Annotated in this window: 21 protein-coding genes and 1 pseudogene; 10 read left to right on the top strand and 12 right to left on the bottom strand. The window is 61.0% G+C overall.

Features of this window, described 5'->3' with window-relative positions; all coding sequences use genetic code 11:
• Window positions 1-11 precede the first annotated feature (11 nt).
• The 3 genes from iolB to iolC form a co-directional block, all read right to left on the bottom strand.
• Entirely contained in the window at window positions 12-821 is an 810-nt protein-coding gene (gene iolB / locus PSH91_RS11220) for a 5-deoxy-glucuronate isomerase (RefSeq protein ID WP_139050520.1), read from the bottom strand.
• Window positions 818-1,711: a myo-inosose-2 dehydratase gene (iolE, locus tag PSH91_RS11215; protein ID WP_047230198.1), complete on the bottom strand. Its 894-nt coding sequence runs from the start codon at window positions 1,709-1,711 to the stop codon at window positions 818-820. Before iolE ends, iolB begins: the two co-directional genes overlap by 4 nt.
• Window positions 1,712-1,870: 159 nt before the next feature.
• Complete coding sequence (gene iolC, locus PSH91_RS11210; protein WP_305468202.1) at window positions 1,871-3,808, bottom strand: 5-dehydro-2-deoxygluconokinase; 1,938 nt, start codon at window positions 3,806-3,808, stop codon at window positions 1,871-1,873.
• Window positions 3,809-4,121: 313 nt separating this feature from the next.
• On the opposite strand from iolC, the gene PSH91_RS11205 reads away from it, so the two are divergent.
• Entirely contained in the window at window positions 4,122-5,042 is a 921-nt protein-coding gene (locus PSH91_RS11205; protein ID WP_047230196.1) for a MurR/RpiR family transcriptional regulator, read from the top strand.
• Between the two features lie 29 nt (window positions 5,043-5,071).
• Entirely contained in the window at window positions 5,072-5,683 is a 612-nt protein-coding gene (locus tag PSH91_RS11200; RefSeq protein WP_047230195.1) for a glutathione S-transferase, read from the top strand.
• A gap of 287 nt (window positions 5,684-5,970) precedes the next feature.
• Here the strand turns inward: PSH91_RS11200 and hcnC are convergent, their stop codons facing one another.
• Genes hcnC through hcnA form a run of 3 tightly spaced genes read right to left on the bottom strand, consistent with a single transcriptional unit; the run spans window position 5,971 to window position 8,967 of the window.
• Window positions 5,971-7,245, bottom strand: a complete 1,275-nt coding sequence (hcnC, locus tag PSH91_RS11195) for a cyanide-forming glycine dehydrogenase subunit HcnC (protein WP_274091075.1) — start codon at window positions 7,243-7,245, stop codon at window positions 5,971-5,973.
• Window positions 7,238-8,647, bottom strand: coding sequence for a cyanide-forming glycine dehydrogenase subunit HcnB (gene hcnB, locus PSH91_RS11190; RefSeq protein WP_281459321.1), 1,410 nt, complete (start codon window positions 8,645-8,647; stop codon window positions 7,238-7,240). Before hcnB ends, hcnC begins: the two co-directional genes overlap by 8 nt.
• Window positions 8,644-8,967, bottom strand: coding sequence for a cyanide-forming glycine dehydrogenase subunit HcnA (gene hcnA, locus PSH91_RS11185; RefSeq protein ID WP_076386697.1), 324 nt, complete (start codon window positions 8,965-8,967; stop codon window positions 8,644-8,646). Before hcnA ends, hcnB begins: the two co-directional genes overlap by 4 nt.
• A 280-nt stretch (window positions 8,968-9,247) precedes the next feature.
• Here hcnA and PSH91_RS11180 point away from each other — a divergent pair, with 280 nt between their 5' ends.
• Window positions 9,248-9,931: a response regulator transcription factor gene (locus PSH91_RS11180; protein WP_047230191.1), complete on the top strand. Its 684-nt coding sequence runs from the start codon at window positions 9,248-9,250 to the stop codon at window positions 9,929-9,931.
• Complete coding sequence (locus PSH91_RS11175) at window positions 9,909-11,294, top strand: HAMP domain-containing sensor histidine kinase (RefSeq protein WP_076385276.1); 1,386 nt, start codon at window positions 9,909-9,911, stop codon at window positions 11,292-11,294. Before PSH91_RS11180 ends, PSH91_RS11175 begins: the two co-directional genes overlap by 23 nt.
• Before the next feature lie 41 nt (window positions 11,295-11,335).
• Here the strand turns inward: PSH91_RS11175 and PSH91_RS11170 are convergent, their stop codons facing one another.
• The 4 genes from PSH91_RS11170 to PSH91_RS11155 all read right to left on the bottom strand — a co-directional run bounded on the left by PSH91_RS11170 (window position 11,336) and on the right by PSH91_RS11155 (window position 16,346).
• The gene (locus PSH91_RS11170; protein ID WP_047230189.1) at window positions 11,336-11,584 is read right to left on the bottom strand and encodes a DUF1652 domain-containing protein; all 249 of its coding nucleotides are present in this window, start codon (window positions 11,582-11,584) and stop codon (window positions 11,336-11,338) included.
• 242 nt (window positions 11,585-11,826) lie between these two features.
• Window positions 11,827-13,314, bottom strand: a complete 1,488-nt coding sequence (locus tag PSH91_RS11165) for a PAS domain S-box protein (RefSeq protein WP_188251654.1) — start codon at window positions 13,312-13,314, stop codon at window positions 11,827-11,829.
• 117 nt (window positions 13,315-13,431) lie between these two features.
• Window positions 13,432-14,715: a Zn-dependent hydrolase gene (locus tag PSH91_RS11160; protein WP_047230187.1), complete on the bottom strand. Its 1,284-nt coding sequence runs from the start codon at window positions 14,713-14,715 to the stop codon at window positions 13,432-13,434.
• A 152-nt stretch (window positions 14,716-14,867) separates the two neighbouring features.
• Window positions 14,868-16,346, bottom strand: a complete 1,479-nt coding sequence (locus tag PSH91_RS11155) for an NCS1 family nucleobase:cation symporter-1 (RefSeq protein WP_047230186.1) — start codon at window positions 16,344-16,346, stop codon at window positions 14,868-14,870.
• A 622-nt stretch (window positions 16,347-16,968) separates the two neighbouring features.
• On the opposite strand from PSH91_RS11155, the gene hydA reads away from it, so the two are divergent.
• From hydA to preA, 3 genes and pseudogenes are all read left to right on the top strand, one after another.
• Window positions 16,969-18,408, top strand: a complete 1,440-nt coding sequence (hydA, locus tag PSH91_RS11150; RefSeq protein ID WP_076385280.1) for a dihydropyrimidinase — start codon at window positions 16,969-16,971, stop codon at window positions 18,406-18,408.
• 177 nt (window positions 18,409-18,585) lie between these two features.
• A pseudogene (locus PSH91_RS11145) lies at window positions 18,586-19,955 on the top strand (NAD(P)-dependent oxidoreductase).
• Window positions 19,956-21,230 carry an NAD-dependent dihydropyrimidine dehydrogenase subunit PreA gene (gene preA / locus PSH91_RS11140; RefSeq protein WP_047230183.1) on the top strand — a complete coding sequence of 425 codons (1,275 nt, stop codon included), beginning with the start codon at window positions 19,956-19,958 and terminating at the stop codon, window positions 21,228-21,230.
• A gap of 144 nt (window positions 21,231-21,374) precedes the next feature.
• Here the strand turns inward: preA and PSH91_RS11135 are convergent, their stop codons facing one another.
• Both PSH91_RS11135 and PSH91_RS11130 read right to left on the bottom strand, forming a co-directional pair.
• Complete coding sequence (locus tag PSH91_RS11135; protein ID WP_047230182.1) at window positions 21,375-21,995, bottom strand: TetR/AcrR family transcriptional regulator; 621 nt, start codon at window positions 21,993-21,995, stop codon at window positions 21,375-21,377.
• Window positions 21,996-22,203: 208 nt separating this feature from the next.
• A complete protein-coding gene (locus PSH91_RS11130; protein WP_160892432.1) occupies window positions 22,204-22,539 on the bottom strand; it encodes a DUF6124 family protein in 336 nt (111 codons plus the stop codon).
• Between the two features lie 839 nt (window positions 22,540-23,378).
• Here PSH91_RS11130 and PSH91_RS11125 point away from each other — a divergent pair.
• From PSH91_RS11125 to PSH91_RS11115, 3 genes are all read left to right on the top strand, one after another.
• On the top strand, window positions 23,379-24,680 hold the full coding sequence (locus PSH91_RS11125; RefSeq protein WP_305468197.1) for an OprD family porin: 1,302 nt from the start codon (window positions 23,379-23,381) through the stop codon (window positions 24,678-24,680).
• A gap of 190 nt (window positions 24,681-24,870) precedes the next feature.
• Window positions 24,871-25,692, top strand: coding sequence for an NAD(P)-dependent oxidoreductase (locus PSH91_RS11120; protein WP_160891782.1), 822 nt, complete (start codon window positions 24,871-24,873; stop codon window positions 25,690-25,692).
• Window positions 25,693-25,735: 43 nt separating this feature from the next.
• Window positions 25,736-26,641, top strand: coding sequence for an SMP-30/gluconolactonase/LRE family protein (locus PSH91_RS11115; protein WP_076385292.1), 906 nt, complete (start codon window positions 25,736-25,738; stop codon window positions 26,639-26,641).
• Window positions 26,642-26,671 lie beyond the last annotated feature (30 nt).

Genomic DNA, 26,671 nt, shown 5'->3' with positions numbered 1-26,671 from the left:
AAGGGTGGAAATCAGAGATCAAGCAGCCAACTGTGCTGCGGATCGTTATGGAACTGCCAGACCCGCTTCGGGCCGGCCATGACGTTCAGGTAATACGACTCGTACCCGTAGGGCACGCTGACCGGGTGGTAACCCTTGGGCACCACCACCAGGTCGCTGTTTTCCACGGCCATGGCCTGGTCGATGCTGCGGTCGTCGGTATAGACCCGCTGGAACACGAAGCCCTGGGACGGGTTGACCTGGTGGTAATAGGTTTCTTCCAGAAAGCTTTGGTGCGGCAGGTCGTCGGTGTCGTGCTTGTGGGGTGGGTAGCTCGACGAATGCCCCGACGGCGTGCGCACTTCCACCACCAGCAGCGAGTGGGCCGGCTCACTGTCGGGCAGGATGTCACAGACATAGCGGGTGTTGGCGCCCTTGCCGCGCACGCTGCGCTTCATGCTGTCCGGGCGGATCAGCCGTGGACCGTAACTGTTTTGCGCAGAACCCGGCGCAGCACACACGGCAATCTGTACATCGCTCAGGGCGGTGACCTGGGCCTGGCTGCCGGGGGGCAGGTACGCGGCGTAGGGCGATTTATCCTCGAACACCGACTGGCGATCACCGAGGTTGTCCCAATCGAAGGCACCCTGCCCCGGTGCTTCACCCTTGAGACTGATGCGCCCGCTGAGCAAGACCAGGCACAGTTCCTTGTCGGCGGCAGCCACCGGGAGCTTTTCACCAAGGCTCAAGCGGTAGGCGGCAAACCCGACATACTCCAGTTCGCCGGCGGGTAGCTGGACCATGGTCTGGCCGCTTGGCTGGCTTTTGATCAACAGGCTCATGACGCAGTCCTCTCTTGCAGCAAGGCGCGCAGGGTGTCGTAGCCTTTCTTGGCGTAGGCATAACTCGGTGCCACGGCCGGATCCTGTTCGGCTTCGACCACCAGCCAGCCGTGATAGTCGGCGGCCAGCAGCACGTCCAGCAACGCGGCAAAGTCGATGTCACCATCACCCGGTACGGTGAAGGTGCCGTTGACGATGCAGTCGGGGAAACTCCAGAGGTTGTTGCGCGCCAGTTGCACCACAGGCTTGCGCACGTCCTTGAAATGCACATGGCAAATGCGCTCGATGTGCTTGCGTAACACCTGCAAGGGTTCGCCGCCGCCCATGTAACAGTGGCCCGAGTCAAACAGCAGGCCAACCTCACTGCCGGTCAGGGCCATCAGTTTGTCGATGTCCGAAGGCGATTCGACATAGGCGCCCATATGATGGTGATACGCCAGGCGCACACCCCGGGACAGGGTGAAGCGCGCCAGTTCGGTGAGTTTTTCGGCATAGTCTTGCCAGGCTTCGTCCGTGTGAAAACGCGGTCGCTCGATCAGTGGGATGCGCTGGCCTTGAATGGAATCGGCCACCTCGCCGTACACCAGCACCGTCGCACCGTTTTGCGCGAGCAACTCGACATGGCTGGCGATGGCATCGATCTCTTCGGCCGCCGAGCGCCGGGCCAGACGACTGGAATACCAGCCGGAGACCAGCGCCAGGTCATAGGGCCGCAGCACATCGCCAACGCCCTTGGCATCCTTGGGAAATTTGCCGTTGAGCTCGAAACCTTCGTAACCGATTTCCTTGCCTTCGCTCAGCGCCGTACTCAACGGCGTCTCGCCACCCAACGATGGCAGATCGTCGTTGCTCCAGGAAATCGGGTTGATGCCAATTCGAATTGCGGGCATGGCTGCACCTTTTATTGTTTTTACCTAACCATTGAAGGCGGCGATGAACCCTGTGGGAGCGAGCCTGCTCGCGATAGCGGTGTGTCAGGCGACTTAATGTTGACTATCAGTCGGCTATCGCGAGCAGGCTCGCTCCCACAGGATCAGTGTTCACAGCTTTTAACTTCGCGCAGCACGCCACGCCTCGATCAACTCCACAAACCTACCCTGCACCTGCCGGATCAACGTTTCATCGTCGACTTCCCCGGCCAGCCAGGCACGGCTCGGTTCCTGGAAGATTGTCCGTCCCACGGCAAATCCACGGCAGGTTGTGCTCTGGCTGGCCTGGCGGAAACCCTCGGCCAGCACGGCGGCCGGGGCGTTGAGGCCCAGCAGTACCACACCTCGGCAATAGGGATCACGCTGTTGAATCAGCTCATCAAGTTGCTTCCATTCGTCGGCCGTCTGGGCTTCGATTTTCCACCAGGCCGGGAAGATGCCCAGGTTGTAGAGGCGTTTGAGGGCGCGATACAGCACGTCCGGGTGCGGCGACGGATGATCCTTGGGTGGAATGACTTCCAGCAGCAGTTCATGGCCGCTGACCTGGGACGCCTGATACAGCGCCATGAGTTGCGCCTCCTGTTCCAGGCGCAGCAGCGGTTCGTCGTCGGGGTGAAATTGCACCAGGCACTTGATGATCTGTTCCTGTGGCCAGGCGATCAGGTTGCTGCCGATAGAGCGCCCATGTTCGAACGCCAGCGGCCGTGAACCCTGCACCTCCACTGGCCGGGCAACCCACCAGTCACGTCCAGTGGCGGCGTTCAGCGAGTCCTGGCCGAAACGTTGGTCGGCCAGCAGACCGACATCGGCCTCGATGCCCTGACGTTTCAGGTCGGCTTCGACCCGTTCCACGGCCTGGATGAACAGTTGCTTGAGTTCGCTGATAGCGCCCAGCTCACGCCCGCCTTTGTGGGCCAGTTCCACCAGTTGCCAGCGATGATCGAAGGCAAAAATGAACAGTTGCTTCCACTGTTTGCGCGGCACGCTGACCTGATGCAGACGTTGCAATGCCGCGTCTCGATCCGGTCGGGTAATCGGCACCGGGCTATTGAACAGGTAGTCGAGTTCAGCCCGGGTCGGCATCGCTGGCGCACAGGCATGGCGCGACACCACCAGGCCACCGCAGGCATTGGCCAACTGGCAGCAGCGTTCATCGCTGGCGTCCTCCAGCCAACCGGCGAGAAAGCCCGACATGAACGCATCACCTGCGCCCAATACATTCAGGACCTCGACCCGTACACCAGGATAAATCGCGCCGTCTTCAAGCCGGGCCGGGATGGCGCCATGAATCACCGTGCAACCTTGCGGGCCGAGCTTGACCACCAAGGTCGCCGCCGTCAGCGAGCGCACGGTACGCAACGCGCTCAGCAGATCTTCGCTGCCGCCGGCGATCAGGAATTCTTCTTCGGTGCCGACGATCAGGTCGAAACGCGGCAGGATGCTTTGCACATGCTGGCTGACTTTCTGGTCGGCGACGAAACGGGTTTCCCCATCGGCCTTGCCCGCCAGGCCCCAGAGCACCGGGCGATAATCGATGTCCAACACGCGTTTGACGTTGTGTTTCTCGGCGTAATCCAACGCCTGGGTGCTGGCCTTGTAGACACTTTCGGTAGAGAAATGCGTGCCGGTGATCAGCAGCGCCTTGCTGGAGGCAATGAACGTTTCATTGATGTCCACGGCGCGCAGCGCCATGTCGGCGCAGTTTTCCCGGTAGAACACCAGGGGAAAGGTTTCCCGGTCCTTGATACCCAGCAGGACCATGGCCGTCAGGCGTTCAGGGTCGACCTTGATGCCGCTGACGTCGCAGCCTTCGCGGGCCAGGGACTCCACCAGGAAACGGCCCATATGATCGTCCCCTACCCGGCTCAGCATCGCCGACCTGAGCCCTAACCGCGCGGTGCCGAAGGCGATGTTGGCCGACGAGCCACCCAGGTATTTGGCGAAGCTTGCGACATCTTCCAGGCGCGCTCCGACTTGCTGCGCGTAGAGGTCGACGCCCAGGCGTCCCAGGCAGATCACATCCAATTGACGCCCACTGGCAAAACGAGTCTGGCCCATGCTGGCTCCTGTTATTTTTATCAGCCCGCGCTTGCCACCGAAACCGGCGCCAACGCTCTTGGTGGATGCAGACTAAAACGAGCAGCGGCCAATAATCAATAATTATTCTATAAATTTTTTACGTGGAATATTTTTTCCAATACGCTATCACTGAAGCGCGCCAGACGCGGTGCATCGTTTCAGCAGGTGTCGCAACGTTGTCTGCTCATGATTTTCCCCGCGCCTACGCTGTAGACTGCGATCAGCCAACCTATTGTCGAGGGCCGGCCCTTTTCCCGGGCCGCCCTATAAGAACAAGCCAGAAGGATTTTCTATGACCCGCCCCGATCTGCCGGCGCCGTCCGAGAGCGCGTCCGAACCCGCCCTTTCAAGCCCACCGATCAATGCCGAGCGCCTGCTGCAACTGATTACCGACGAGTATGAAAGCCTGCCGCGACAGCTCAAACGCATCGCCAGCTACATGAGCCAGCAAAGCGACCGGATCATGGTCGATCGCATCAGCGACATTGCGCGCGAATGCGAAGTGCATCCGTCGGCCATCGTGCGGTTTTCCCAGCGTTTCGGCTTCAGCGGGTTCAGCGAAATGCAGGCCTTGTTTCGCGAGGCCTATACCCACAAGACCACGCCGGTGCAGAACTACCAGCAGCGCATCCGCAGCATGATCGCCAACAAGTCGCAGAAAGCCAGCGGCGGCGACCTGGCGCGCGAATGCGTCAACGCCACCCTCTCGGGCATCGAGCGTCTGGGCCTGGAGCTGGACGATCAAGCCTTCGACAAAGCCGTAGACCTAGTGGTCAACGCCGACAACATCTATGTGGTCGGCGTGCGACGCTCGTTCGCGGTGGCCGATTACCTGGTCTATAACCTGCAACACACCAACAAGCGCATCCATCTGGTGTCCGGCCTGGGGGGCAGTTATCGCGAGCAAATGCGCAGCGTGCGGGCCAACGACCTGGTGATCGCCATCAGCTTTACGCCCTACGGCAAGGAAACCCAGCACTGCCTGCGCATTGCCCAGCATCATCAGGCCAAGACGCTGATCATCACCGACAGCAACCTGTCGCCCCTGGCCAAACGGGCCAATGCGGTACTGTTGGTGAACGAAGGCAGCTCTTTCGCCTTCCGCTCGTTGAGTGCCACGTTGTGCCTGTGCCAGGCGTTGTTCATCGCCGTGGCTTACCGACTGGAACTCAAGGTCGATGAAATCCATGAACAGGTCGGGTTCGAGGATTAACCCCGCAAGATTCTTCTGAAGGAGACGTCATGAAACTGATCGGCATGCTGGACTCGCCCTACGTGCGACGCGTCGCCATTTCCGCCAAGTGCCTGGGGGTTGCCCTGGAACACGAGTCCGTTTCGGTGTTCAGGCATTTCGAACAGTTCCAGCGCATCAACCCGGTGGTCAAGGCACCGACCCTGGTGCTCAACGATGGCAACGTGCTGATGGATTCCACATTGATCATCGACTACCTCGAAGCCTTGGCCGCGCCGGGCAAAAGCCTGATGCCGGTCGACAGTGGGCAACGGCTGCGCGCATTGCGCGTGATTGGCCTGGCCCTGGCGGCGTGCGAGAAGTCAGTGCAGATCTACTACGAACGCAACCTTCGGCCGACAGAAATCCAACACGCCCCCTGGGTCGAACGCGTGGAAGGCCAACTGGCGGCGGCCTATGACATGCTCGAACAGGAACTGGTGAAACAGCCCCTGGCCACCGATGGCACCCTCGATCAGGCGGGCATCACCGTGGCAGTGGCCTGGAGCTTCACCAACCTGGTGGTGCCGGATCAGGTGCAGGGAAAGTCATTTCCATCGATCAGCGCGTTTACCGCCTATGCCGAAGGGTTGGAGGCGTTCGCCAGCACGCCGATGGTATAGCGGACGAGCGCGGCTTGTGTGGGAGCGGGCTTGCTCGCGAAGACGGTGGCAGACTCAACATCATCGTCTCAGATAGACCGCTATCGCGAGCAGGCTCGCTCCCACAGTTGGTTCCTGAGTGACCATCGGATGAGGACCCCCCAGATCTATGTGGGAGCGAGCCTGCTCGCGATAGCGGTGGGTCAATCAACATCAATGGCACTGATCCGACGCCATCGCGAGCAGGCTCGCTCCCACAGTTTGGGGCCGGGGGACTGCAAAATTTGTGTTCGGCACAAAGAATTGCTTCAAGTCAGCTCCATTTCCTTTGGCTTTACCACCGGCACAACCTCGAAGCGATCCGCCAGGAACGGCGTGATGTCCAGCGGCAGGGGCTCGTTGTTCACCAGTTTGTCCAGCAGCACTCCGGTGATGGCCGAGGTCAGGATGCCGGTGCGAAAGTGCCCACAGGCATTTAGGTACCCTTCCACGCCGCGCATCGGGCCCAGGATGGGCAACTCATCAGGTGAGCCGGGGCGCAAACCGGCCCAGGTGCGTTTCAGGTTGATGTCGGCCAGCTGCGGTATGCAGCGCACCGCGCCCTGCACCAACCCCTCGATTTCCGGGTAGGTGGTGGTCACGTCGAAACCCTTGTCCTCGGTGGTACTGCCGATGAGGATTTCGCCGTTGTCCTTTTGCGCGACATAGCAGTCGCTGGTGGTCAGGCACCCGTTGAGGATCTTCGGCATGCGTTCGGTCAGCAGGATTTGCCCCTTGACCGGCTTGACCGGGATCCGCACACCGGTGGCTTGCTCGCTCAGGTCCGCCGCCCAGGCCCCGGCGGCATTGATCAGCGTCCGGCAGTTGAACGTCCCGGCTTCGGCGGTTCTCACCCCTGTCACCCGCGCCCCGTCTCGAAGCACCTGCGCCACGTTGGTGTTGAAGAACATATCGACGCCGTTCTGCCGGGCGCCCTCGGTGTAGGCATCGGCCAGCCGGAACGGGCTGACCTGATGGTCGCACAGAAACTCCAGCGCGCCCCGGGCCTCATGGCTGACATTCGGCTCGGCCTCGCGCAGGGCGGCCTGATCGAGCCAGCGTACCTGATCGGCCAGGTGGGGAATGCAGGCGACGATGTGCTCGGCATACAAACGGTCTTCATCGTCGTAGATCACGAACTTGAGCCCGGTCTCCTCGAACTTGAAGTCCATGCCGTGGTTGTCCATCAGCTCGCGGTGCAGTCGGGGATACATCGCGTTGGACTGCAAGGCGAAATCGAAGAACGACTGGGGCAGGATGTGCGGCGTGCTGGCGTCCACCGCCACGGCGGCGCCCTGGGCCTGGCGCTTGCGGTTGGCCGACATCATCCGAAAGAAGATCACCCCGCAGCCCAGGCCCACAGATTCACCGATGGCCCACAGGCCGCCGGCCGAAGCGCGGGTGGCGTTGCCGGGGCGCTTGGCGTCGATCAAGGCGATCTTCAGAGGCTTGCGTTTGGACAGTTGATAGGCACAGGACGCACCGATAACGCCTCCGCCGACGATAACGACATCATAGTGCTTGAGGTCTGGATGCTCAGTCATGCCGGAGGGCCTCCGTGCCGACGTTCTGAAAGGCTGAAAAGGGAATCGGGTCGATGGGGAAACGCGGCCGCAGCCAGCCAACGTCGGCACGCCCGGTGGCCTGGCGCAGGCGATCACTGCAATAACCCACGCACATCCGCCCCTGACAGTCACCCATGCTCACGCGGGTGCGCATTTTCAGGCTGGCCATGTCTTGCACGCCCTGCTCCAGGGCGCGGTCGATGTCGGCGCGGGTCGCATGTTCGCAGCGACAAATGACCGTGTCGGCGGTCGGCAACGCGGTTTGTCCGGCGCCGCGTTGCGTGTAGCGGTCCACGGCGGCGCGAAAGCGAATGATCCGCTCCAGTTGCGCCCTATACCGGTCGCGGTACTCCAGGGCAGTGGACGAATCCAGCAGGTCGGCCTGCATCAGGATCGACAGTGCGGCGATGCGCCCGCTCAACATGGCGGCTTCACCACCGCGAATCCCGCCCACGTCGCCGGCTAGGTGAATGTGCGCCTCGCTGCTTTGCTGCCAGGCATCGGACACCGCCCGCAAATAACCGTCATCGCTGAAGCCATGCTCCAGGCCCATCTGCTGGCTCAATTGGGTGCGCGGGATGAAACCATAGCCGACCGCCAGCGTCTGGGCCGGGACCTGTTCGGCTCGTTCGAGGTCGGGCTCCCAGGTACTGGAATACGGTGCAACGGTGACGATGTCCAGCTCGCCCTCGCCGTTGGCCTGTACCACTCCCCAGCCATAACGCACGGGGATGCGATGCAGTTTGAGATAAGCCAGCATGCTCAGGCCGTCGAGGAACAATTGTGGTTTGTTCAGCAATGCCAGGCTTTCCCTGGCGATCTTGCCGAAGGCACAAGCCTCATAGACGCCCGCCACGGCCACGCCCGAAGCGTGAAGTTGACAGGCCACCAGCGGCAGCAACGGACCTGTGCCGGCGATCACCACCGGCCCCGGCGGCTTGACCGCTCCGCTCTTGATCTGCAATTGCAGACCACCGAGCAGCATCACCCCCGGCAGTGTCCAGCCAGGGAACGGCACGCTGCGCTCGTGACAACCGGCCGCCAGCACCAGGTGGGAATAGCTGACCTCGCGCAGTTGTTCATCGGCGTTCAGCAGCATCAGCGCCTTGAACCCTTCGGCGCCGATGACGCGGTGGTTGAGTTGCACATCGATCAGCCCGGCGTAGCGCTGGAACTCACCGTGGAGTTTGTTCAGGGCTTCGCTGTAGCGCGGCCCGAGGTAATCCAGGCTCACCCCGTCGCGCAGCGGCCCGCGGTAGACCACGCCACCCAGGCGCGGCGCTTCTTCGAGTAGGGTGCAACGCACCCCGTGGGTGGCCAGCTCGATGGCCGCGGCCATACCCGCCGGCCCGCCGCCGACAATCACCGGATGGAGGTTCATGGTGCCTCCCTTTCGGCGATGCGATTGGCCCGGGTTTCGATTTGCATGCCGGGACGCACTTGGGTCTGGCAGGCGCGGCGCTTGTGGCGGCCGTCGATCTTGACCAGGCAACATTGGCACACGCCCATGCCACAGTATGCGCCACTGAGTTGGTCGTGATCGTTGCGTGCTACCTGGCGCTGGCCCAGGGCCTGAATGACGCTGAGGACGGTTTCACCTTGGGCCGCGCTGACGGACTGCCCGTCCAGGTGCACCGTCATGTCGGCCTGCTGCAGCGGCTGGATATCAAATTTTCGGCGTAGAAGGTCTTGAGGTTGCATCATGTTGCTCTTCCTTGAAGGTTCAGTGAGGTCTCGGCTCCTTGCGGCACACCATCACCGGTTCGTGTCAGTGCCCATCAGCGACAGCGCGCCAAAGCAGGGCAACGGACGCAGCATGATGGTGCGCACTAAATTTATGTTAGGGATTATTTGTGACCAAGTGTTGATCCAGGCCAGTGAATACCGCTGTCGGCGTCCATGAACATTTTTTCAGAAAGCCGACAGGTATTTTTTGGCAGAATGCTGCGCAATGGCTTCAATTTCTCACCCGGTACCGCCCATGAACCGCATTTTGACCATCGAAGACGACGCCGTGACCGCCCGTGAAATCGTCGCCGAACTGACCCGCAATGGCCTGGATGTCGACTGGGTCGACAACGGCCGCGAGGGCCTGGAACGGGCGGTGAGCGGCGATTACGACCTGATCACCCTGGACCGCATGCTGCCCGAACTCGACGGGCTGGTGATCGTGACGACGTTGCGCACCATGGGCGTGGCCACGCCGATCCTGATGATCAGCGCCCTCTCCGATGTGGACGAGCGGGTGCGCGGCCTGCGGGCCGGTGGCGACGATTATCTGACCAAGCCGTTCGCCACCGACGAAATGGCCGCCCGGGTCGAAGTCCTGCTACGACGCAACAACGGTGCCCGCGAGCCGGAAACCGCACTGCGGGTGGCCGACCTGGAACTCAACCTGATCAGCCGCGAAGCCAGCCGCAACGGGCAACTGCTCAGCCTGCTGCCCACCGAATACAAGCTGCTGGAGTTCCTGATGCGCAACAGCGGCCAGATCCTCTCGCGCATGATGATTTTCGAAGAGGTCTGGGGCTATCACTTCGATCCCGGCACCAACCTGATCGACGTCCATATCGGCCGCCTGCGCAAGAAAATCGATCCGCCGGGCCTGGAACCGCTGATTCGCACGGTACGAGGTTCCGGCTATGTCATTGCTGAACCCCGCTAAGGGCTGGCGCTCCTCCAGCAGTCGCCTGCTGGCGCTGTACAGTTCGCTGTTCGTGCTCTGGAGCGCGGTCCTGATGGGGGTGATGTATTACGAAGTGTTCGGTTACCTCGACAGCCTTGCCAAGCACTCCCTGATGCAGCGTCAGCACCTGTTCGCACGTATTCATGGCGATCAGTTGGAAGATGCTCTCATGGCCAGCCTGACCCTGGATGAACGCGGCGTCGACGCCTACGGCCTGTTCGATCCGCAATTGCGCCACTTGAGCGGACCGATCCGGCACGTCCCCCCCGATCTGCCGCTGGACGGCAATATTCATATGCTCGGCGGCTGCGTCGATTCCAGGGATCCAGGTATTCCTTCCGACAGTTGCGACGCGGTGGCGACCCGGACCCAGGACGGCCGCTGGTTGGTCCTGGCGCGGGACAACGGCTCGCTGTTCGCTGTCACGCGCATCATTCTGCACGCGTTGTTCTGGGGCGTGTCCCTGACCATTTTGCCGGGCATTGCCGGCTGGCATCTGTTGCGTCGGCGACCGTTGCAACGCATCCGCAAACTGCAGGCCAGTGCCGAGGCCATCGTGGCCGGTGACCTGACCCATCGCCTGCCGCTGTCGAGCCGTCGCGATGAGCTGGACATGCTGGCGGCAATCGTCAACGCCATGCTCGATCGTATCGAACGCTTGATGAACGAGGTCAAGGGCGTGTGCGACAACATTGCCCATGACCTGCGCACCCCGCTGACTCGCCTGCGCGCCCAGCTTTATCGCATCCAGCAGCAAGCCCCGGACGGCTCGTCCGAGGCGTTGCAGATGGATCAGGTGATTGCCGAGACTGACACCCTGATGGCGAGGTTTCGGGGCTTGTTGCGGATTTCCGAGCTGGAAGACCAGCAACGACGCTCAGGGTTCGTGCGCCTCGATCCGTTGCAGTTGTTGCAGGAACTGCACGATTTTTATCTGCCGCTGGCCGAGGAGCGGGAACTGACCTTCACCCTCCAAGTACCCGCTGCCCTGCCCTTGCTCAACGGCGACCGGGCATTGCTGTTCGAGGCGGTGTCCAACCTGCTGAGCAACTCGATCAAATTCACCCCGCCGGGCGGTGAGGTGATCCTGCGTGGCGTTGATCAGGGCGACAGCAGCCGCATCGAAGTACTCGACTCCGGGCCCGGAATCCCCGAGGCGGAGCGCAAGGCTGTGTTTCGCCGCTTCTACCGCGCCGAGGGCAGCAGCCAGCAGAGCGGCTTTGGCCTGGGACTGTCGATCGTCGCGGCGATTGTCAACTTGCACGGGTTCACGCTGGAAGTGGGCAGCAGCGAGCAAGGCGGCGCTCGGCTGGCACTCGATTGCCGGGCGACGCTGCTGTAGGTAGCGGCTACCAAGTTCAGCGGAAATGTTCAGCGGATCACTCAGGCGGGGTCACTTCGATACAGCGGGGTATTTTCAAGCTCATACCGCAACTCATCGATCAGCTTTGCCAGGCTTTCTTCCGAGCGGACGCTGTCGACGCTCATGCCACTCACCACCAGATCCACCTCCCCGCTTTCGCGGTGATACAGACGTACGGTAAGGGTTCCGTCGCCGTTGAGGCTGCATTCGCAGGCCAGTGGCTTGAAGCTTTCTTCGAGTCGGGCGCGCAGGGGGGCCAGTAGGGTCATCCGTTGCTCCTCAGCGCTGTAGCCGTGAGCGACCGGCGGGCAACTGCGGGCTCATAGGCCCGGCAAGCGTCCTGGCGATTGCACGATTGATTCGTTCACTGCTCATTGTGGCGTGTTCCTTGACTGTTTCGTGGGGGACGCGGCATTGCGCAGAGAATGCCGCACCCTCACAGCCTAAGGAGCCAACGGCGCGGGCAAAACCCGAATTTGCACCAGCACGCCCGGTGCATTTGCACTGGCCATCATGGTGCCTTCATTCGCCACTCGTTGGCGAACAAGCCACGTTCGCGCGCCCAGACGATTGCCTCGCTGCGGCTGTGAACATCGAGTTTGGAGTACAGCGTCGCCACATGATTGCGCACGGTATTGGGGGCCAGCTTCAAGCGCGCGGCGATTTCCTTGTCGGCCAGGCCCTGGCAGATCAGCCCCAGCACATCACGCTCCCGGGCTGTGAGCTCGGTAAATGAAGTGCTGGGCAACTGGGCGTTGATGCTCTTCACATTGGCCAGTTTTTCGATCAGGGTCCGACTGAACCAGGAGGCATCCTTCATCACCTCTTCGATGGCCGCCACCAGCTCCAGCTCCGAGCGTTTGCGTTCGGTGATGTTCATCAACACCAGCAAATAACACGGCTTGTCCTGAATGACGACAGTATCGGCTGCCATCTCGCAGTCGATCTGTTCCCCACCTTTTTTGTGAACCTTGACGTCGACGCTGGACACGGTTGCGGTTTTTTCCAGCGTGGCAAACAGTGCGGCGCAGGCATCCGCGTCGAGAAAGCCGATTTCCTCCACGGTTTTGCCCAGCAGTTCTTCACTGGCGTAACCGGTGGTCTGAAGAAAGGCTTCGTTGATCTCGAGCAGTTGCTGTTCGGCGCTGCACACCAGGGTTGGCACGGGCGTGAGACGGAACGATTTGGCAAAGCGCTCCTCGCTCTGGCGCAACGCCGTTTCGGCCTTGCGGCGCGGCTCCATGTCCATGAAGGAAAACAGCATGCAGTCTTCGTCATGCAGGTCATCCAGCGGCTGGCCCGCGACAATCACTTGCTTGCTGCCGCCCCCTGGCAGTTTCAACTCAGCCTGCATTTGCGGAATGGTCGCGCCCTGCCCCAGGCGCTCAATGGCCAAGTCACGTTTCTCGGCGGCCTCGAGCACGTCCAGCTCATACACCGAACGCCCGATCACCTGCTCGCGGCTGTAGCCGGTCATTTCCAGAAAGCCTTGGTTGACCTTGATATAGCGCAAGTCACTGAGGCGGCAGATTACCGCTGGCGCCGGGTTGGCCGCGAAGGTTCTTTCAAAACGCTGCTCGGCGCTGGCCCACTCGGTGGCATCGCTGAGAATCAGCACCAGCAATTCCGCCTGGCCGCTACGGTCGGTCAGCACCATGCTGCGAATCCGATGAACCCAGGTGCGATCCGGATCAGCCTCGGGCGTGACCTCCACCAATACATCGCTGAACTCATCGCCACGGGCGACCCGGGCAATGGGGTAGTTGTCCGCGGTCAGCGGGTGGTTGTTGCGATAACGCAAATTGAACCGCTGGGCGTATTCCTCGGCGTTGGCCCCCAGCGCCTTGAGGTCAGTGACCCCGTGCATGGTCAACGCCGCTTCGTTGGCCCAGGCGATGGTCTGATCGACTTCGATCAACATCACCCCGTCAGACAGCCCGGCGATGATTTGCAGCAGTTGACGACGATTGGTATCGGTAGTCGGGACATCCTGGCTCATCGGGTCTCCATGTGGTCAGAGGAGCATGGAGATTACGACCATTCGCGGCGATGACACGTTCCCCTATAGGAACTGTCGAGTGCAACGAGGCTGCGATCTTTTAATCCTCAAGCTGCTTCAAGCCGCCATGCGTCCCTCGGCAATCGCCTGTGAGGCGGCGAGCATCGCTCGCAGCAGCACCGCACACCCGGCAGCCAGATCATCCGGGGCGGCGTTTTCGATTTCGTTGTGGCTGATGCCGCCTTCGCACGGCACGAAGATCATCCCGGCTGGCCCCAGTTCGGCGAGGAAGATCGCGTCGTGGCCTGCGCCGCTGACGATGTCCATGTGGGACAGGCCCAGCCCTTGGGCAGCACCACGCACAGCTTCGACACAACCCTTGTCGAAGTACAGTGGCGGAAAGTCAGCCGTAGGGGTCAGTTCATACGTCAGGCCGTGTTGCTGGCAAGTGTCATCAATGACTTGCCTGACCTCGGCGATCATCGAATCCAGGCGTGCCGGCTCCAGGTGACGAAAATCCAGGGTCATGCGCACTTCGCCGGGGATGACATTGCGCGAACCGGGATAGGCTTGCAGGCAGCCAACCGTGCCACAGGCATGGGGTTGATGGCCGAGGGCCGCGCGGTTGACGGCGCCGACGATGATCGAAGCACCGACCAAAGCGTCCTTGCGCAGGTGCATCGGGGTCGGGCCGGCGTGGGCTTCGACGCCTCGCAAGGTCAGATCGAACCACTTCTGCCCCAGTGCCCCCATCACCACACCGATGGTCTTGCGTTCGTCCTCCAGGATCGGCCCCTGCTCGATATGCGCCTCGAAATACGCCCCCACCGGATGCCCGCTGACCGGGCGTGGCCCGGCGTAGCCGATGGCATTGAGTGCCTGGCCGACGGTAATGCCCTCGGCGTCGGTCTTGGCCAAGGTTTCTTCGAGGGTGAACTTCTCGGCGAATACGCCGGAGCCCATCATGCACGGGGCGAAGCGCGAGCCTTCTTCGTTGGTCCAGACCACCACCTCCAACGGTGCTTCGGTCTCTATTTTCAAATCATTGAGGGTGCGCAGCACTTCCAGGCCGGACAGCACACCGAAGCATCCGTCGAACTTGCCACCGGTCGGCTGGGTGTCGATGTGGCTGCCGGTCATCACCGGTGGCAGGTTCGGATTGCGCCCCGGCCGACGGGCGAAAATGTTGCCCACCGCGTCAATGCTGACGGTGCAGCCGGCTGCCTCGGTCCATTGCACGAACAAATCCCGGGCCTGGCGGTCCAGATCGGTCAGGGCCAGCCTGCACACCCCACCCTTGACCGTGGCACCGAGCTGCGCCAGGTCCATGAGCGACTGCCACAAGCGGTCGCGGTTGATGTGCTGCTGGGTGGACTGTAGAACGTCGACGGCTGCGTTCATGGGGGATCTCCAGTTTTTTCAGGCATTTTCTCGTTGTATTTGAGGCCGCTATCGCGAGCAGGCTCGCTCCCACAGGGGATCTGCTGTGCACACAGACTTGCGTTCACCCCAATCCAGTGTGGGAGCGAGCCTGCTCGCGATGAGGCCCTCCTTTACACCGCAGTTTTAGCGATGGACGGGCTCGCCCGCATACTGCACAACCCGTAATAAATCACCCCGCCCAGTGCCGAGCCGGTGAACCAGCCGTAGCTGTAGAACCAGCTGAATGCGTCGCTGCCCAGCGACAGCAGCGTCAGCACCACGGGCACGCCAAAGGCGATGAAGCCGTTCCAGTTCCAGGCCGGGTAGACGTCGTCGCGGTACAGCCCGGCCAGGTCCAGTTGTTGTTTCTTGATCAGGAAATAGTCCACCACCATGATCCCGGCAATCGGCCCCAGCAGGCTCGAATAGCCCAGCAGCCAGTTGGAATAGACCGACTCAAGGCTGACCTCGGAAACGATCAGACCGAGTTTCTTCAGCAGTTCGTGGGCCATCAGCGCCAGCCCTACCAGCCCGGTCAGCATCACCGCCTTGGTACGGCCGATCAGTTTTGGCGCCAGGTTCTGGAAGTCGTTGGTGGGTGAGACGATGTTGGCGGCGGTGTTGGTCGAGAGCGTGGCGATGATGATCAGCACCATGGCCAGGGCCACCCACAGCGGGCTCTGAATGTGTCCGATCAGGGTCACCGGGTCAGAGACGGTCACGCCCACCAGTTTCGCCGAGGCCGCCGTCATTACCACGCCGAGGGCGGCGAACAGGAACATGGTCAGCGGCAGGCCGATGATCTGCCCCACGATCTGGTCTTTCTGGCTCTTGGCATAACGACTGAAGTCAGGAATGTTCAGCGACAGCGTGGCCCAGAAACCCACCATCGCTGTGAGCCCTGCCAGGAAATAACTGGTCACGCCGGCACCTTCGGGCCGCTTGGCCGGCTGCGCCATCAGTTCGGTCAGGGAGACGTTGGGCAACGCCCACATCAGCAGGCCGACTCCCACCAGCACCAGCAGCGGCGCGGACAGGGTTTCCAGCCATTTGATCGACTCGGCACCGCGCAGCACCACCCACAGGTTCAGGACCCAGAACACCATGAAACCAATCACTTCGCCGGTGCCACCCAGGCTCTTCCAGCCTTCGAACACCGAGCCGAGAAACAGGTGAATCGCCAGCCCGCCGAACATCGTCTGGATTCCGAACCAGCCACACGCCACCAGTGCGCGGATCAGGCAAGGCACGTTGGAGCCGATGACGCCGAAGGACGAGCGCAACAGCACCGGGAACGGAATGCCGTATTTGGTCCCGGCAAAGGCGTTCAGGGTCAGGGGAATCAGCACGATGATGTTGGCGAACAGGATGGCCAGCAACGCTTCACCCACCGACAACCCGAAATAGGCCGTGAGCACGCCGCCCAGGGTGTAGGTCGGCACACAGATCGACATGCCGACCCATAACGCGGTGATGTGCCATTTATTCCAGGTTCGCTCATGCACCTGGGTTGGCGCGATGTCATGGTTGTAACGAGGGCTGTCGAGAACGTCGCTGCCGGCTTCAAGCTCGAATAACCCGTCGCGCTCGGTCACTGTTGATCTGGTCATGTCCGCTCCACTGTTTTCATTATTTTTGCTCATCGACTGGCGATGGCCGGAGTACTTGCATGTAAAGCGCGCGTTCTACCGGCGGCCCTGCCTGGCAGCGACAGCACTCAATAACTGTGCCGATTGCCTCGCCGGGTTGACCGGTTGAACGATATAACACTGACAACTTTATGATATTTAACGTTTTAATTTAATTTCATTGTCCGCTCGCACTGCGCGCCAGTGCCCTTGAGGCTAGATGACCTGCACGTTCTGTCGAGTCCGAGATTCAAAGTGGTGCACCCCACAATATTGCGAAGCGTCTAAACCGTACTTTAACGCCTTTCAAGCTGCTGATTTAGCATGATAAATCTCGCTCAAATAATGATCCTGTCAAGTGCGTCAAAATGGTGAGGCGGCTCACCATTTTGGTGATTTATAGATTAAATTGATATTTTTCAATGAGTTATACATTCCAAAAACCCATTAAAAATAATCTTGCCGATTCGTAAAACTCCAGCTAGCTTCTAATCCTGACAGCTGTGACAGGATTAGAACTCTGCACGACTTCATCACTTCCCCATCATGATCTATACAACATAAAGAACCGGCATCAGTCGGTCATGCCTGCGAGGAACTCGGAATGTCTTTGTTGATCCGTGGCGCCACCGTAATAACCCATGATGAACGTTATCGCGCCGATGTGTTGTGTGCCGAGGGTGTGATCAAGGCCATTGGTGAAAACCTGGATGTGCCCGCCGATGTCGAAGTACTCGATGGCAGCGGCCAATACCTGATGCCGGGCGGCATCGACCCGCATACCCATATGCAGTTGCCGTTCATGGGCACCGTCGCCAGCGAAGATTTTTTCAGTGGCACGGCAGCAGGCCTGGCGGGAGGCACGACGTCGATCATCGACTTTGTCATTCCCAATCCCCAGCAATCGCTGATGGAAGCCTTCCACCAGTGGCGCGGCTGGGCGGAAAAAAGCGCCAGTGATTACGGTTTTCACGTGGCGATCACCTGGTGGAGTGAACAGGTTCGTGAAGAGATGGCCGAGCTCGTCAGCCATCACGGGGTGAACAGCTTCAAGCACTTCATGGCCTACAAGAACGCGATCATGGCGGCCGACGACACCTTGGTGGCAAGCTTCGAGCGCTGCCTGGAACTGGGCGCCGTGCCCACGGTGCATGCCGAGAACGGCGAGCTGGTTGATCACCTGCAGCGCAAGTTGCTGGCCCAGGGCATTACCGGCCCCGAAGCCCATCCGCTGTCGCGGCCCTCGCAAGTGGAAGGTGAAGCCGCGAGCCGGGCCATCCGTATTGCCCAGACCCTGGGCACGCCGCTGTACCTGGTGCATGTGTCGACCAAGGAAGCCCTGGATGAAATCACCTATGCCCGCAGCCAGGGTCAGCCGGTCTACGGTGAAGTACTGGCCGGGCATCTGCTGCTCGACGATAGCGTTTATCGCCACCCCGACTGGCAGACCGCCGCCGGTTACGTGATGAGCCCGCCCTTCCGCCCTCGCGGGCATCAGGAAGCGCTCTGGCATGGCTTGCAATCAGGCAACCTGCACACCACCGCCACCGACCATTGCTGTTTCTGCGCCGAACAGAAAGCCGCCGGCCGCGAAGACTTCAGCAAGATTCCCAACGGCACCGCCGGTATCGAAGACCGTATGGCGGTGCTGTGGGATGAAGGGGTCAACAGCGGCAAATTGTCGATGCATGATTTCGTCGCCCTCACCTCCACCAACACGGCGAAGATCTTCAACCTTTACCCGCGCAAAGGCGCCATTCGCGTCGGCGCCGACGCCGACCTGGTGCTCTGGGACCCGCAAGGCAGCCGCACGATTTCGGCCAAGACCCACCATCAACAGGTGGACTTCAACATCTTCGAAGGCAAAACCGTGCGCGGCGTGCCCAGCCACACCATCAGCCAGGGCAAGCTGGTCTGGGTCGATGGCGACCTGCGGGCCGAACGCGGAGCGGGACGCTACATCGAACGACCGGCTTACCCGGCGGTGTTCGATTTGTTGAGCAAGCGGGCGGAGTTGCACCGGCCGGTTGCAGTGAAACGCTGATAGCGGCCTACGGCCTATCGCGAGCAGGCTCGCTCCCACACTGGATTTTGAATGGATACAAAATCTGTGTGCACCGCAGATCCCTGTGGGAGCGAGCCTGCTCGCGATGAGGCCAGTCCGGACACAAAAAACACTGCCCACCAGAGGCAGCACCTCAAACACCGTGAGGCCAATTCCATGATCCAGCCCTTGAGTCACCTCCCCCATTCCCAGGAAGACCCGACCACCCTGGCCGCGCGTTTCAGCGACCTGGCGCCGCCGCTCAACCCACGACAGGCGCACCTGGAAGCATCCCGTTGCCTGTACTGCTACGACGCGCCGTGCGTGAACGCCTGTCCGAGCGAGATCGACATCCCTTCGTTCATCCGCAACATCCATCAGGACAACGTCCAGGGCGCGGCGCAGAAGATTCTCTCGGCCAATATCCTCGGCGGCAGTTGTGCCCGGGTCTGCCCCACGGAGATCCTTTGCCAGCAAGCCTGCGTGCGCAACAACGCTCAAGAGTGCGCGCCGGTACTGATCGGCCTGTTGCAACGCTACGCCGTGGACAACGCCCACTTCAGCGAACACCCGTTCAAACGCGCCGCCGCCACCGGCAAGCGCATTGCCGTGGTCGGCGCGGGTCCTGCGGGGTTGTCCTGCGCTCACCGCAGTGCGATGCACGGCCACGATGTGGTGGTGTTCGAAGCCCGGGAAAAGGCCGGCGGCCTCAACGAATACGGAATCGCCAAATACAAGCTGGTGGACGATTATGCCCAGCGCGAACTGGACTTTCTGCTGGGCATCGGCGGCATCGAAATCCGCCATGGGCAAAAGCTGGGCGAGAACCTCAGCTTGAGCGACTTGCATCAGCAATTTCGACGCTGTGTTCCTCGGCCTTGGCCTGGCCGCCAGCAAACAACTGGGCCTGAGCGATGAACAGGCGCCGGGGCTGCTGGCCGCCACCGAGTACATCCGCGAACTGCGCCAGGCTGACGACCTTAGCCAGTTGCCGCTGGCCGATCGCTGCATCGTCCTCGGTGCCGGCAACACCGCCATCGACATGGCCGTGCAGATGGCCCGGCTCGGTGCCCGGGACGTCAGCCTGGTGTACCGGCGCGGCCTTGAGGACATGGGCGCCACCCGGCCATGAGCAAGACATCGCCAAGGCCAATCAGGTGCGTCTGCTGACCTGGGCCCAACCGCAACAAGTGCTGCTGGACGAGGCCGGGAATGTGCGCGGCATGCGTTTCTCCCGCACCCACCTGGAGAACGGTCGGTTGGTCACCGGTGCCGACACCTTCGACCTGCCCGCTGACGGGATTTTCAAAGCCATTGGCCAGGCCTTCGATGACCACGCGCTGGCGGACCCGCTGGCCCGGGAACTCAAACGCCAGGATGGACGAATCCTGGTAGACGAGCATTTGCGCACCAGCATCGCCGGCGTGTATGCCGGCGGTGATTGCACCAGCCTGGACCAGGACCTGACGGTGCAGGCCGTGCAGCACGGCAAGCTTGCCGCCGAGGCGATCAACGCTCAACTCATGCTCAACGTGGAGGCTGCGTAAATGGCCGATCTGTCGATTGTCTTCGCCGGCATCAAAGCCCCCAATCCGTTCTGGCTGGCCTCTGCGCCGCCGACCGACAAGGCCTACAACGTGGTACGTGCCTTCGAGGCCGGTTGGGGTGGCGTGGTCTGGAAAACCCTTGGAGAGGACCCGGCGGCCGTGAACGTGTCGTCGCGTTACTCGGCCCACTTCGGCGCCAATCGCGAGGTGCTGGGCATCAATAATATTGAGCTGATCACCGACCGTTCGCTGGAGATCAACCTGCGGGAAATCACCCAGGTGAAAAAGGACTGGCCGGACCGGGCGCTGATCGTGTCGTTGATGGTGCCGTGCGTGGAAGAATCCTGGAAACGCATCCTGCCCCTGGTTGAAGCCACGGGTGCCGACGGTATCGAGCTGAACTTCGGCTGCCCCCACGGCATGCCCGAGCGGGGCATGGGCGCGGCCGTCGGCCAGGTGCCGGAGTACGTCGAGCAAGTCACGCGCTGGTGCAAGACCTATTGCTCGCTGCCAGTGATCGTCAAGCTGACGCCGAACATCACCGACATCCGCGTCGCTGCCCGGGCGGCCCATCGGGGCGGCGCCGATGCAGTGTCGTTGATCAACACCATCAACTCCATCACCAGCGTCGACCTGGACCGCATGGTCGCCCTGCCCATCGTCGGCAGTCAGAGCACCCACGGCGGCTACTGCGGCTCGGCGGTCAAGCCGATCGCGCTGAACATGGTCGCGGAAATCGCCCGCGACCCGCAGACCCAAGGCTTGCCGATCTGCGGCATCGGTGGCATCGGCAGTTGGCGCGACGCGGCGGAATTCATCGCCCTGGGCAGTGGCGCCGTGCAAGTGTGCACGGCGGCGATGCTCCACGGTTTTCGTATTGTCGAAGAGATGAAGGACGGTCTGTCACGCTGGATGGACGATCACGGCCACGCCAACCTGCAGGCATTTTCCGGTCGCGCGGTGGGCAACACCACCGACTGGAAGTACCTGGACATCAACTATCAAGTCATCGCGAAGATCGACCAAGCGGCCTGCATCGGTTGCGGTCGCTGCCACATCGCCTGTGAAGACACGTCCCACCAGGCCATCGCCAGCCTCAAGCAAGCGGACGGGACGCACAAATATGAAGTGATCGATGAAGAGTGCGTAGGCTGCAACCTCTGCCAGATCACCTGCCCGGTGCAGGACTGCATCGAGATGGTGACGGTGGAAACGGGCAAGCCGTTCCTGGATTGGAACCATGATCCGCGTAATCCCTATCATGTAGCGGTCTGAAGAAGCTGTGGCGTCTGGACTGACGCCATCGCGAGCAGGCTCGCTCCCACACTGGGTCGTGTCGTTCACAGATTTTGTGTACGCCAGAAATCCACTGTGGGAGCGAGCCTGCTCGCGATAGGGCCATCAGCCTCAACACAGATCTCAAGGCTCCAACCCAATCCCCCGCAAAATCACACTGGTCACCGTCTGCACCGCCCGTTCGAACTGCATGTCGGACAGTGGCTGGTGATCATTGAGGATGTTGATCTGGTGGTCGAAGTCGGCGTAGTGCTGGGTCGAGGCCCAGATCATGTAGAGCAGGCTTGAAGGCTCTACGGGGAGGATGCGTTTGTCCTCCACCCACTGGCGGATTTTTGCCTCTTTCATCTTGGCCCAGTCATAGAGGCTGGCATCCAGCGCCTGGCCCAGGGTCGGGGCGCCGTGGATGATTTCGTTGGCCCAGACCTTCGAGCCGTAGGGCCGGCTACGGGAGTGGTTCATCTTGGCGCGGATGTAACTGCTGAGCACCACCCGCGGGTCATCGAACATCTCGAAGCACAAGGCATCCTGCTTCCAGACCTCCAACAGATCGAACAGCACGGCGCTGTACAGCTCGCTCTTGGTGCTGAAGTAATAATGCAGGTTGGATCGGGGCAGTTGCACCTCGGCAGCGATGTCGGCCATGGCGGTGCCGCCGAAGCCCTTTTCGGCAAAGACCTTTTCGGCGGCCAGCAGGATTTTCTCGACGTTACTGCGACGAATCTCGATCTTGTGATTGCCCATGAGGGCTCCCTGACGACAGCGTTGGTCAAGACTAGCATTCACCCACTGTCGAAAACACAGGTGTTAACCATGTCTCCCGATGATCGTTCCCACGCTCCTGCGTGGGAATGCCGCCAGGGACGCTCCGCGTTCCGCTTCTGGCAGTGACGCAGAGCGTCACGGGATGCATTCCCACGCAGAGCGAGGGAACGATCAAGGGGTGAGTCAGCTAGTGCGCTTCGACGTTATCCAGCACACGGTTCGCCAGCAATCCGCTCAGTTCGATCAATTGCTGGATGCCCAGGGCGATGTGGCGCCTGGACCCTTCCAGGTCGAAGGCCAAGTCACTGACCATGGCATTGGCCGAGGCCAGGTTTTCGCTGAGGTTGGCGAGCAGGGTTTCGGTGTCGACGCCATTGGCGACGGTGAACAGTTGGCCGGGATCGGCCTCGGATTTTCTGGGTTTGGGCTTGAGGTAGTGGTCGAGGATGCGGTCGGCGGCTTTGTCGAACGCCTTGGAATTGGATGGATCTGTACCGGGCGGGTTGGGGGTTACTTTGAACATAGGTGAATCTCCAAATCGAAAAATGGAGCCATCACTCTCGCTACCAAACGAAGGGTGGCGGCCATACGCGGGTTGGTAGACCGGTGACTTGGAGAACCGGCGCGTCCGAAAACGCCCTGCGCATGACCGCCATAAAACAGATACCAAAACGGACTGTATGACAGGGGCTATGCGTCAAGTCAAAAGCCGGGCTACCAAACCCGATCACTGATTCAATCAGTGACCCGAAAACGATAGAGCCCGGCCCCCAGGCGCACAAGCCGGCGGATTCTGGCGCAGTTGTAGGCAACGGCGCAAGACAACGTAGCCCGACCCCGAACGATCCTACATCTGGATAAACACAAACCCGTTTGGACCCGGCATAGGGTTAAACAACACACCCTTGTGGCGAGGGGATTTAGCGAAGCGTCGCACCGCCCCGCTGGACTGCGCAGCAGTCCCAAAGAAGCTGATAGAGATCAACCTGATTCACCGAGGTGACTGACGTTGGGGCTGCTTCGCAGCCCAGCGGGGCGGTGCGACGCTTCGCTAAATCCCCTCGCCACAAAGGACTTCACCGTCCGTTGGATCGTGCGCATTCGACTAATGTCTTAGACCAGTCATCGCACAACCAAGCACCCTCCCCGCTACTCTCAAACCACGCTTCGACACGGCGCCACGGCCTGCAATCTTGAGCTCGGCCAGCGCCAGCCATTGAAACGTCTCATTTTGAGCGCACCCGAGTTGGACAATTCCGATAATGGCCAGTTGACAACGAGGAGCAGCTTCCAAATAATCCACCTCATGTTGTACGACGACGTATGACAAATAAAAACAACAAAAAAGTAGGGAGCGTCATAGTGAGCACACGTGTCCGTTTTTCGCCCAACCCCCGTCAAAACCGCCGTACCTTTCTCAACGCCAGCCCCGCCCTGGTCCTTCTCGGTTGCAGCAGCCTTGCCGCGTTCCTGCCAATGACCGCCAGCGCCGAAGGCTTCGTCGATGACGCCAAGGTCAATCTCAACCTGCGCAACTTCTACATCAACCGCAACTTCACCAACCCGGCTAACGCCCAAGGCAAAGCCGAGGAATGGACCCAGAGTTTCATTCTCGACGCCAAGTCCGGCTTCACCCAGGGCACAGTCGGTTTCGGTGTAGACGTGCTGGGCATGTACTCGCTCAAGCTCGACGGTGGTCGCGGCACTGCCAATACCGCCTTGTTGCCGGTGCATGACGATGGCCGTCCGGCCGATGACTTTGGTCGCCTGGGTGTCGCACTCAAGGCCAAGGTGTCGAAAACCGAGTTGAAGGTGGGCGAATGGATGCCGGTGCTGCCGATCCTGCGCTCTGACGATGGCCGGTCCCTGCCGCAGACTTTCCGCGGCGGTCAGGTCACCTCCACCGAGATCAACGGCCTGAGCCTGTACGGCGGCCAGTTCCGCGCCAACAGCCCGCGTAACGACGCGAGCATGGAAGACATGTCGATGAACGGCCGCGGCGCGTTCACGTCCGACCGCTTCAATTTCGGCGGCGGCGAATACGCCTTCAACGACAAGCGCACTCAGGTCGGCGTCTGGTACGCGGAACTGTCGGACATCTACCAGCAAAAATATTTCAACCTGACCCACAGCCAGCCCATCGGTGACTGGACCCTGGGCGCCAACCTGGGCTACTTCATCGGCAAGGAAGAAGGCAGTGCCCTGGCGGGCGACCTGGACAACAAAACCGCCTTCGCCATGCTCTCGGCCAAATACGGTGGCAACACCTTCTACGTCGGCCTGCAAAAACTCAGCGGCGACGATGGCTGGATGCGCGTCAACGGCACCAGCGGCGGCACCCTGGCCAACGACAGCTACAACTCCAGCTACGACAACGCCCAGGAAAAATCCTGGCAAGTGCGCCACGACTTCAACTTCGCCGCCGTCGGCGTACCGGGCCTGACCCTGATGAACCGCTACATCAGCGGTGACAACGTACACACCGCTACTGTTAATGACGGCAAGGAATGGGGTCGCGAAAGCGAACTGGCCTACACCGTACAAAGCGGTGCGTTGAAGAGCCTCAATGTGAAATGGCGTAACGCGTCGATTCGTCGAGACTTCAGTAACAACGAGTTCGATGAAAACCGCTTGATCGTCAGCTACCCGATCTCGCTTCTTTAAGCCGGGATCGGTCGCCATGGCCGCTTTTCAAAAGGGCCATGGCGACGCGACAGCCAAAGGCAGGGACGCCGTTGTAGAGCGATTCGTCGATCAAACGTTGACAAGGTAGCGGTAGGATAAGGATATTCCCTCTCGGTCGTACGACAACTTATAACAACTGATACCTCTCACCGTTTGCTCAGGTAATTTCATGACTACGACACACATTCGCCACCCCTTCAATCGTCTGCTGCTGACCGGTGCTGCCGGCGGCCTGGGCAAAGTCTTGCGTGAACGCCTCAAGCCTTTCGCCCGTCACATTCGCCTGTCGGACATCGCCAACATGGCCCCGGCCATTGATGAAAGTGAAGAAGTGGTGCCGTGCGACCTGTCTGATAAACAGGCGGTGCATCAACTGGTGGAAGGCGTCGATGCCATTTTGCATTTCGGCGGTGTTTCGGTGGAGCGTCCGTTCGAAGAGATCCTCGGCGCCAACATCAGCGGCGTGTTCCACATCTATGAAGCCGCCCGCAAGCATGGCGTCAAGCGCGTGATTTTCGCCAGTTCCAACCACGTCATCGGTTTCTACAAGCAGGACGAGGCCCTCGACGCCCTATCCCCTCGCCGTCCGGATGGCTACTACGGCTTGTCCAAGTCCTACGGCGAAGACATGGCCAGTTTTTACTTCGATCGCTACGGCATCGAAACCGTGAGCATCCGCATTGGCTCGTCGTTCCCCGAGCCACAAAACCGCCGGATGATGAGCACCTGGCTGAGCTTCGACGATCTCACCCAACTGATCGAATGCTCGCTCTATACCCCGAAAGTCGGCCACACCGTGGTGTATGGCATGTCCGCCAACCGCGACGTCTGGTGGGACAACAGCCAGGCCGCGCACCTGGGCTACCAGCCCAAGGACAGCTCCGAAGTCTTCCGTGACAAGGTCGAAGCGCAGCCGATGCCAGCCGCCGATGACCCGGCCAGGGTCTACCAGGGTGGCGCCTTTGTCGCAGCCGGCCCGTTCGACGACTGATTCGCCTGTTTTTCATGGGATACGAACGAACCAAGGAATCGCCATGCAAGCCGAATTGATTGTCGATGCACGCAACGCCGTCGGTGAGAGCCCAGTGTGGGTTCCCGAGGAGAACGCCCTGTACTGGGTGGACATTCCCAGCGGTGGGTTGCAGTGCTGGAATGCCGGAACCGGACAGCTCAAAGGTTGGGAAACCCCCGAAATGCTCGCCTGCATCGCCCGTCACCAGGACGGGGGGTGGATCGCCGGCATGGAGAGCGGTTTCTTTCGCCTGCACCCCTTTGATGACGGCAGCCTGGACAGCGAATTGTGCGCCAGTGTCGAGCACGCCCGCACCGACATGCGCCTCAACGATGGCCGTTGCGACCGCCAGGGCCGCTTCTGGGCCGGCAGCATGGTGCTGAACATGGGGGCCAACGCCGACCAGGGGCGGATGTACCGCTTCGATGGCGGACAGCGCGGGCCGGTCGAGGCACAACTGAGCGGGTTCATCGTGCCCAATGGCCTGGGCTTCAGCCCCGATGGGCGCACGATGTACCTCTCCGACTCACATCCGTTGATCCAGCAGATCTGGGCTTTCGACTACGACATCGACAGCGGCACGCCCTCCAACCGACGGCTGTTCGTCGACATGATGCCCCTGGCCGGACGCCCGGACGGCGCGGCGGTGGACGCAGAAGGTTGCTATTGGATCTGCGCCAACGATGCCGGCCTCATCCATCGTTTCACCCCGGATGGCCGACTGGATCGCTCTTTGGCGGTGCCGGTGAAGAAACCGACGATGTGCGCCTTTGGCGGCAGCCGTCTGGACACCCTGTTCGTCACCTCGATCCGCCCTGGCGACGACACTGATCCGCAGTCCCTGGCCGGGGGCGTGTTTGCCCTCAACCCCGGCGTCAAGGGCCTTGCTGAAACGGCTTTCGGAGGATCGAAACCCGCCGCCAACTGACCTGCATTGCCGCTTCATTCGATAGACATA

It is taken from the genome of Pseudomonas sp. FP1154, assembly GCF_030687245.1.
Classification (GTDB): Bacteria; Pseudomonadota; Gammaproteobacteria; order Pseudomonadales; family Pseudomonadaceae; genus Aquipseudomonas; species Aquipseudomonas rhizophila.
This window is presented reverse-complemented; position numbering and strand designations above follow the sequence as displayed.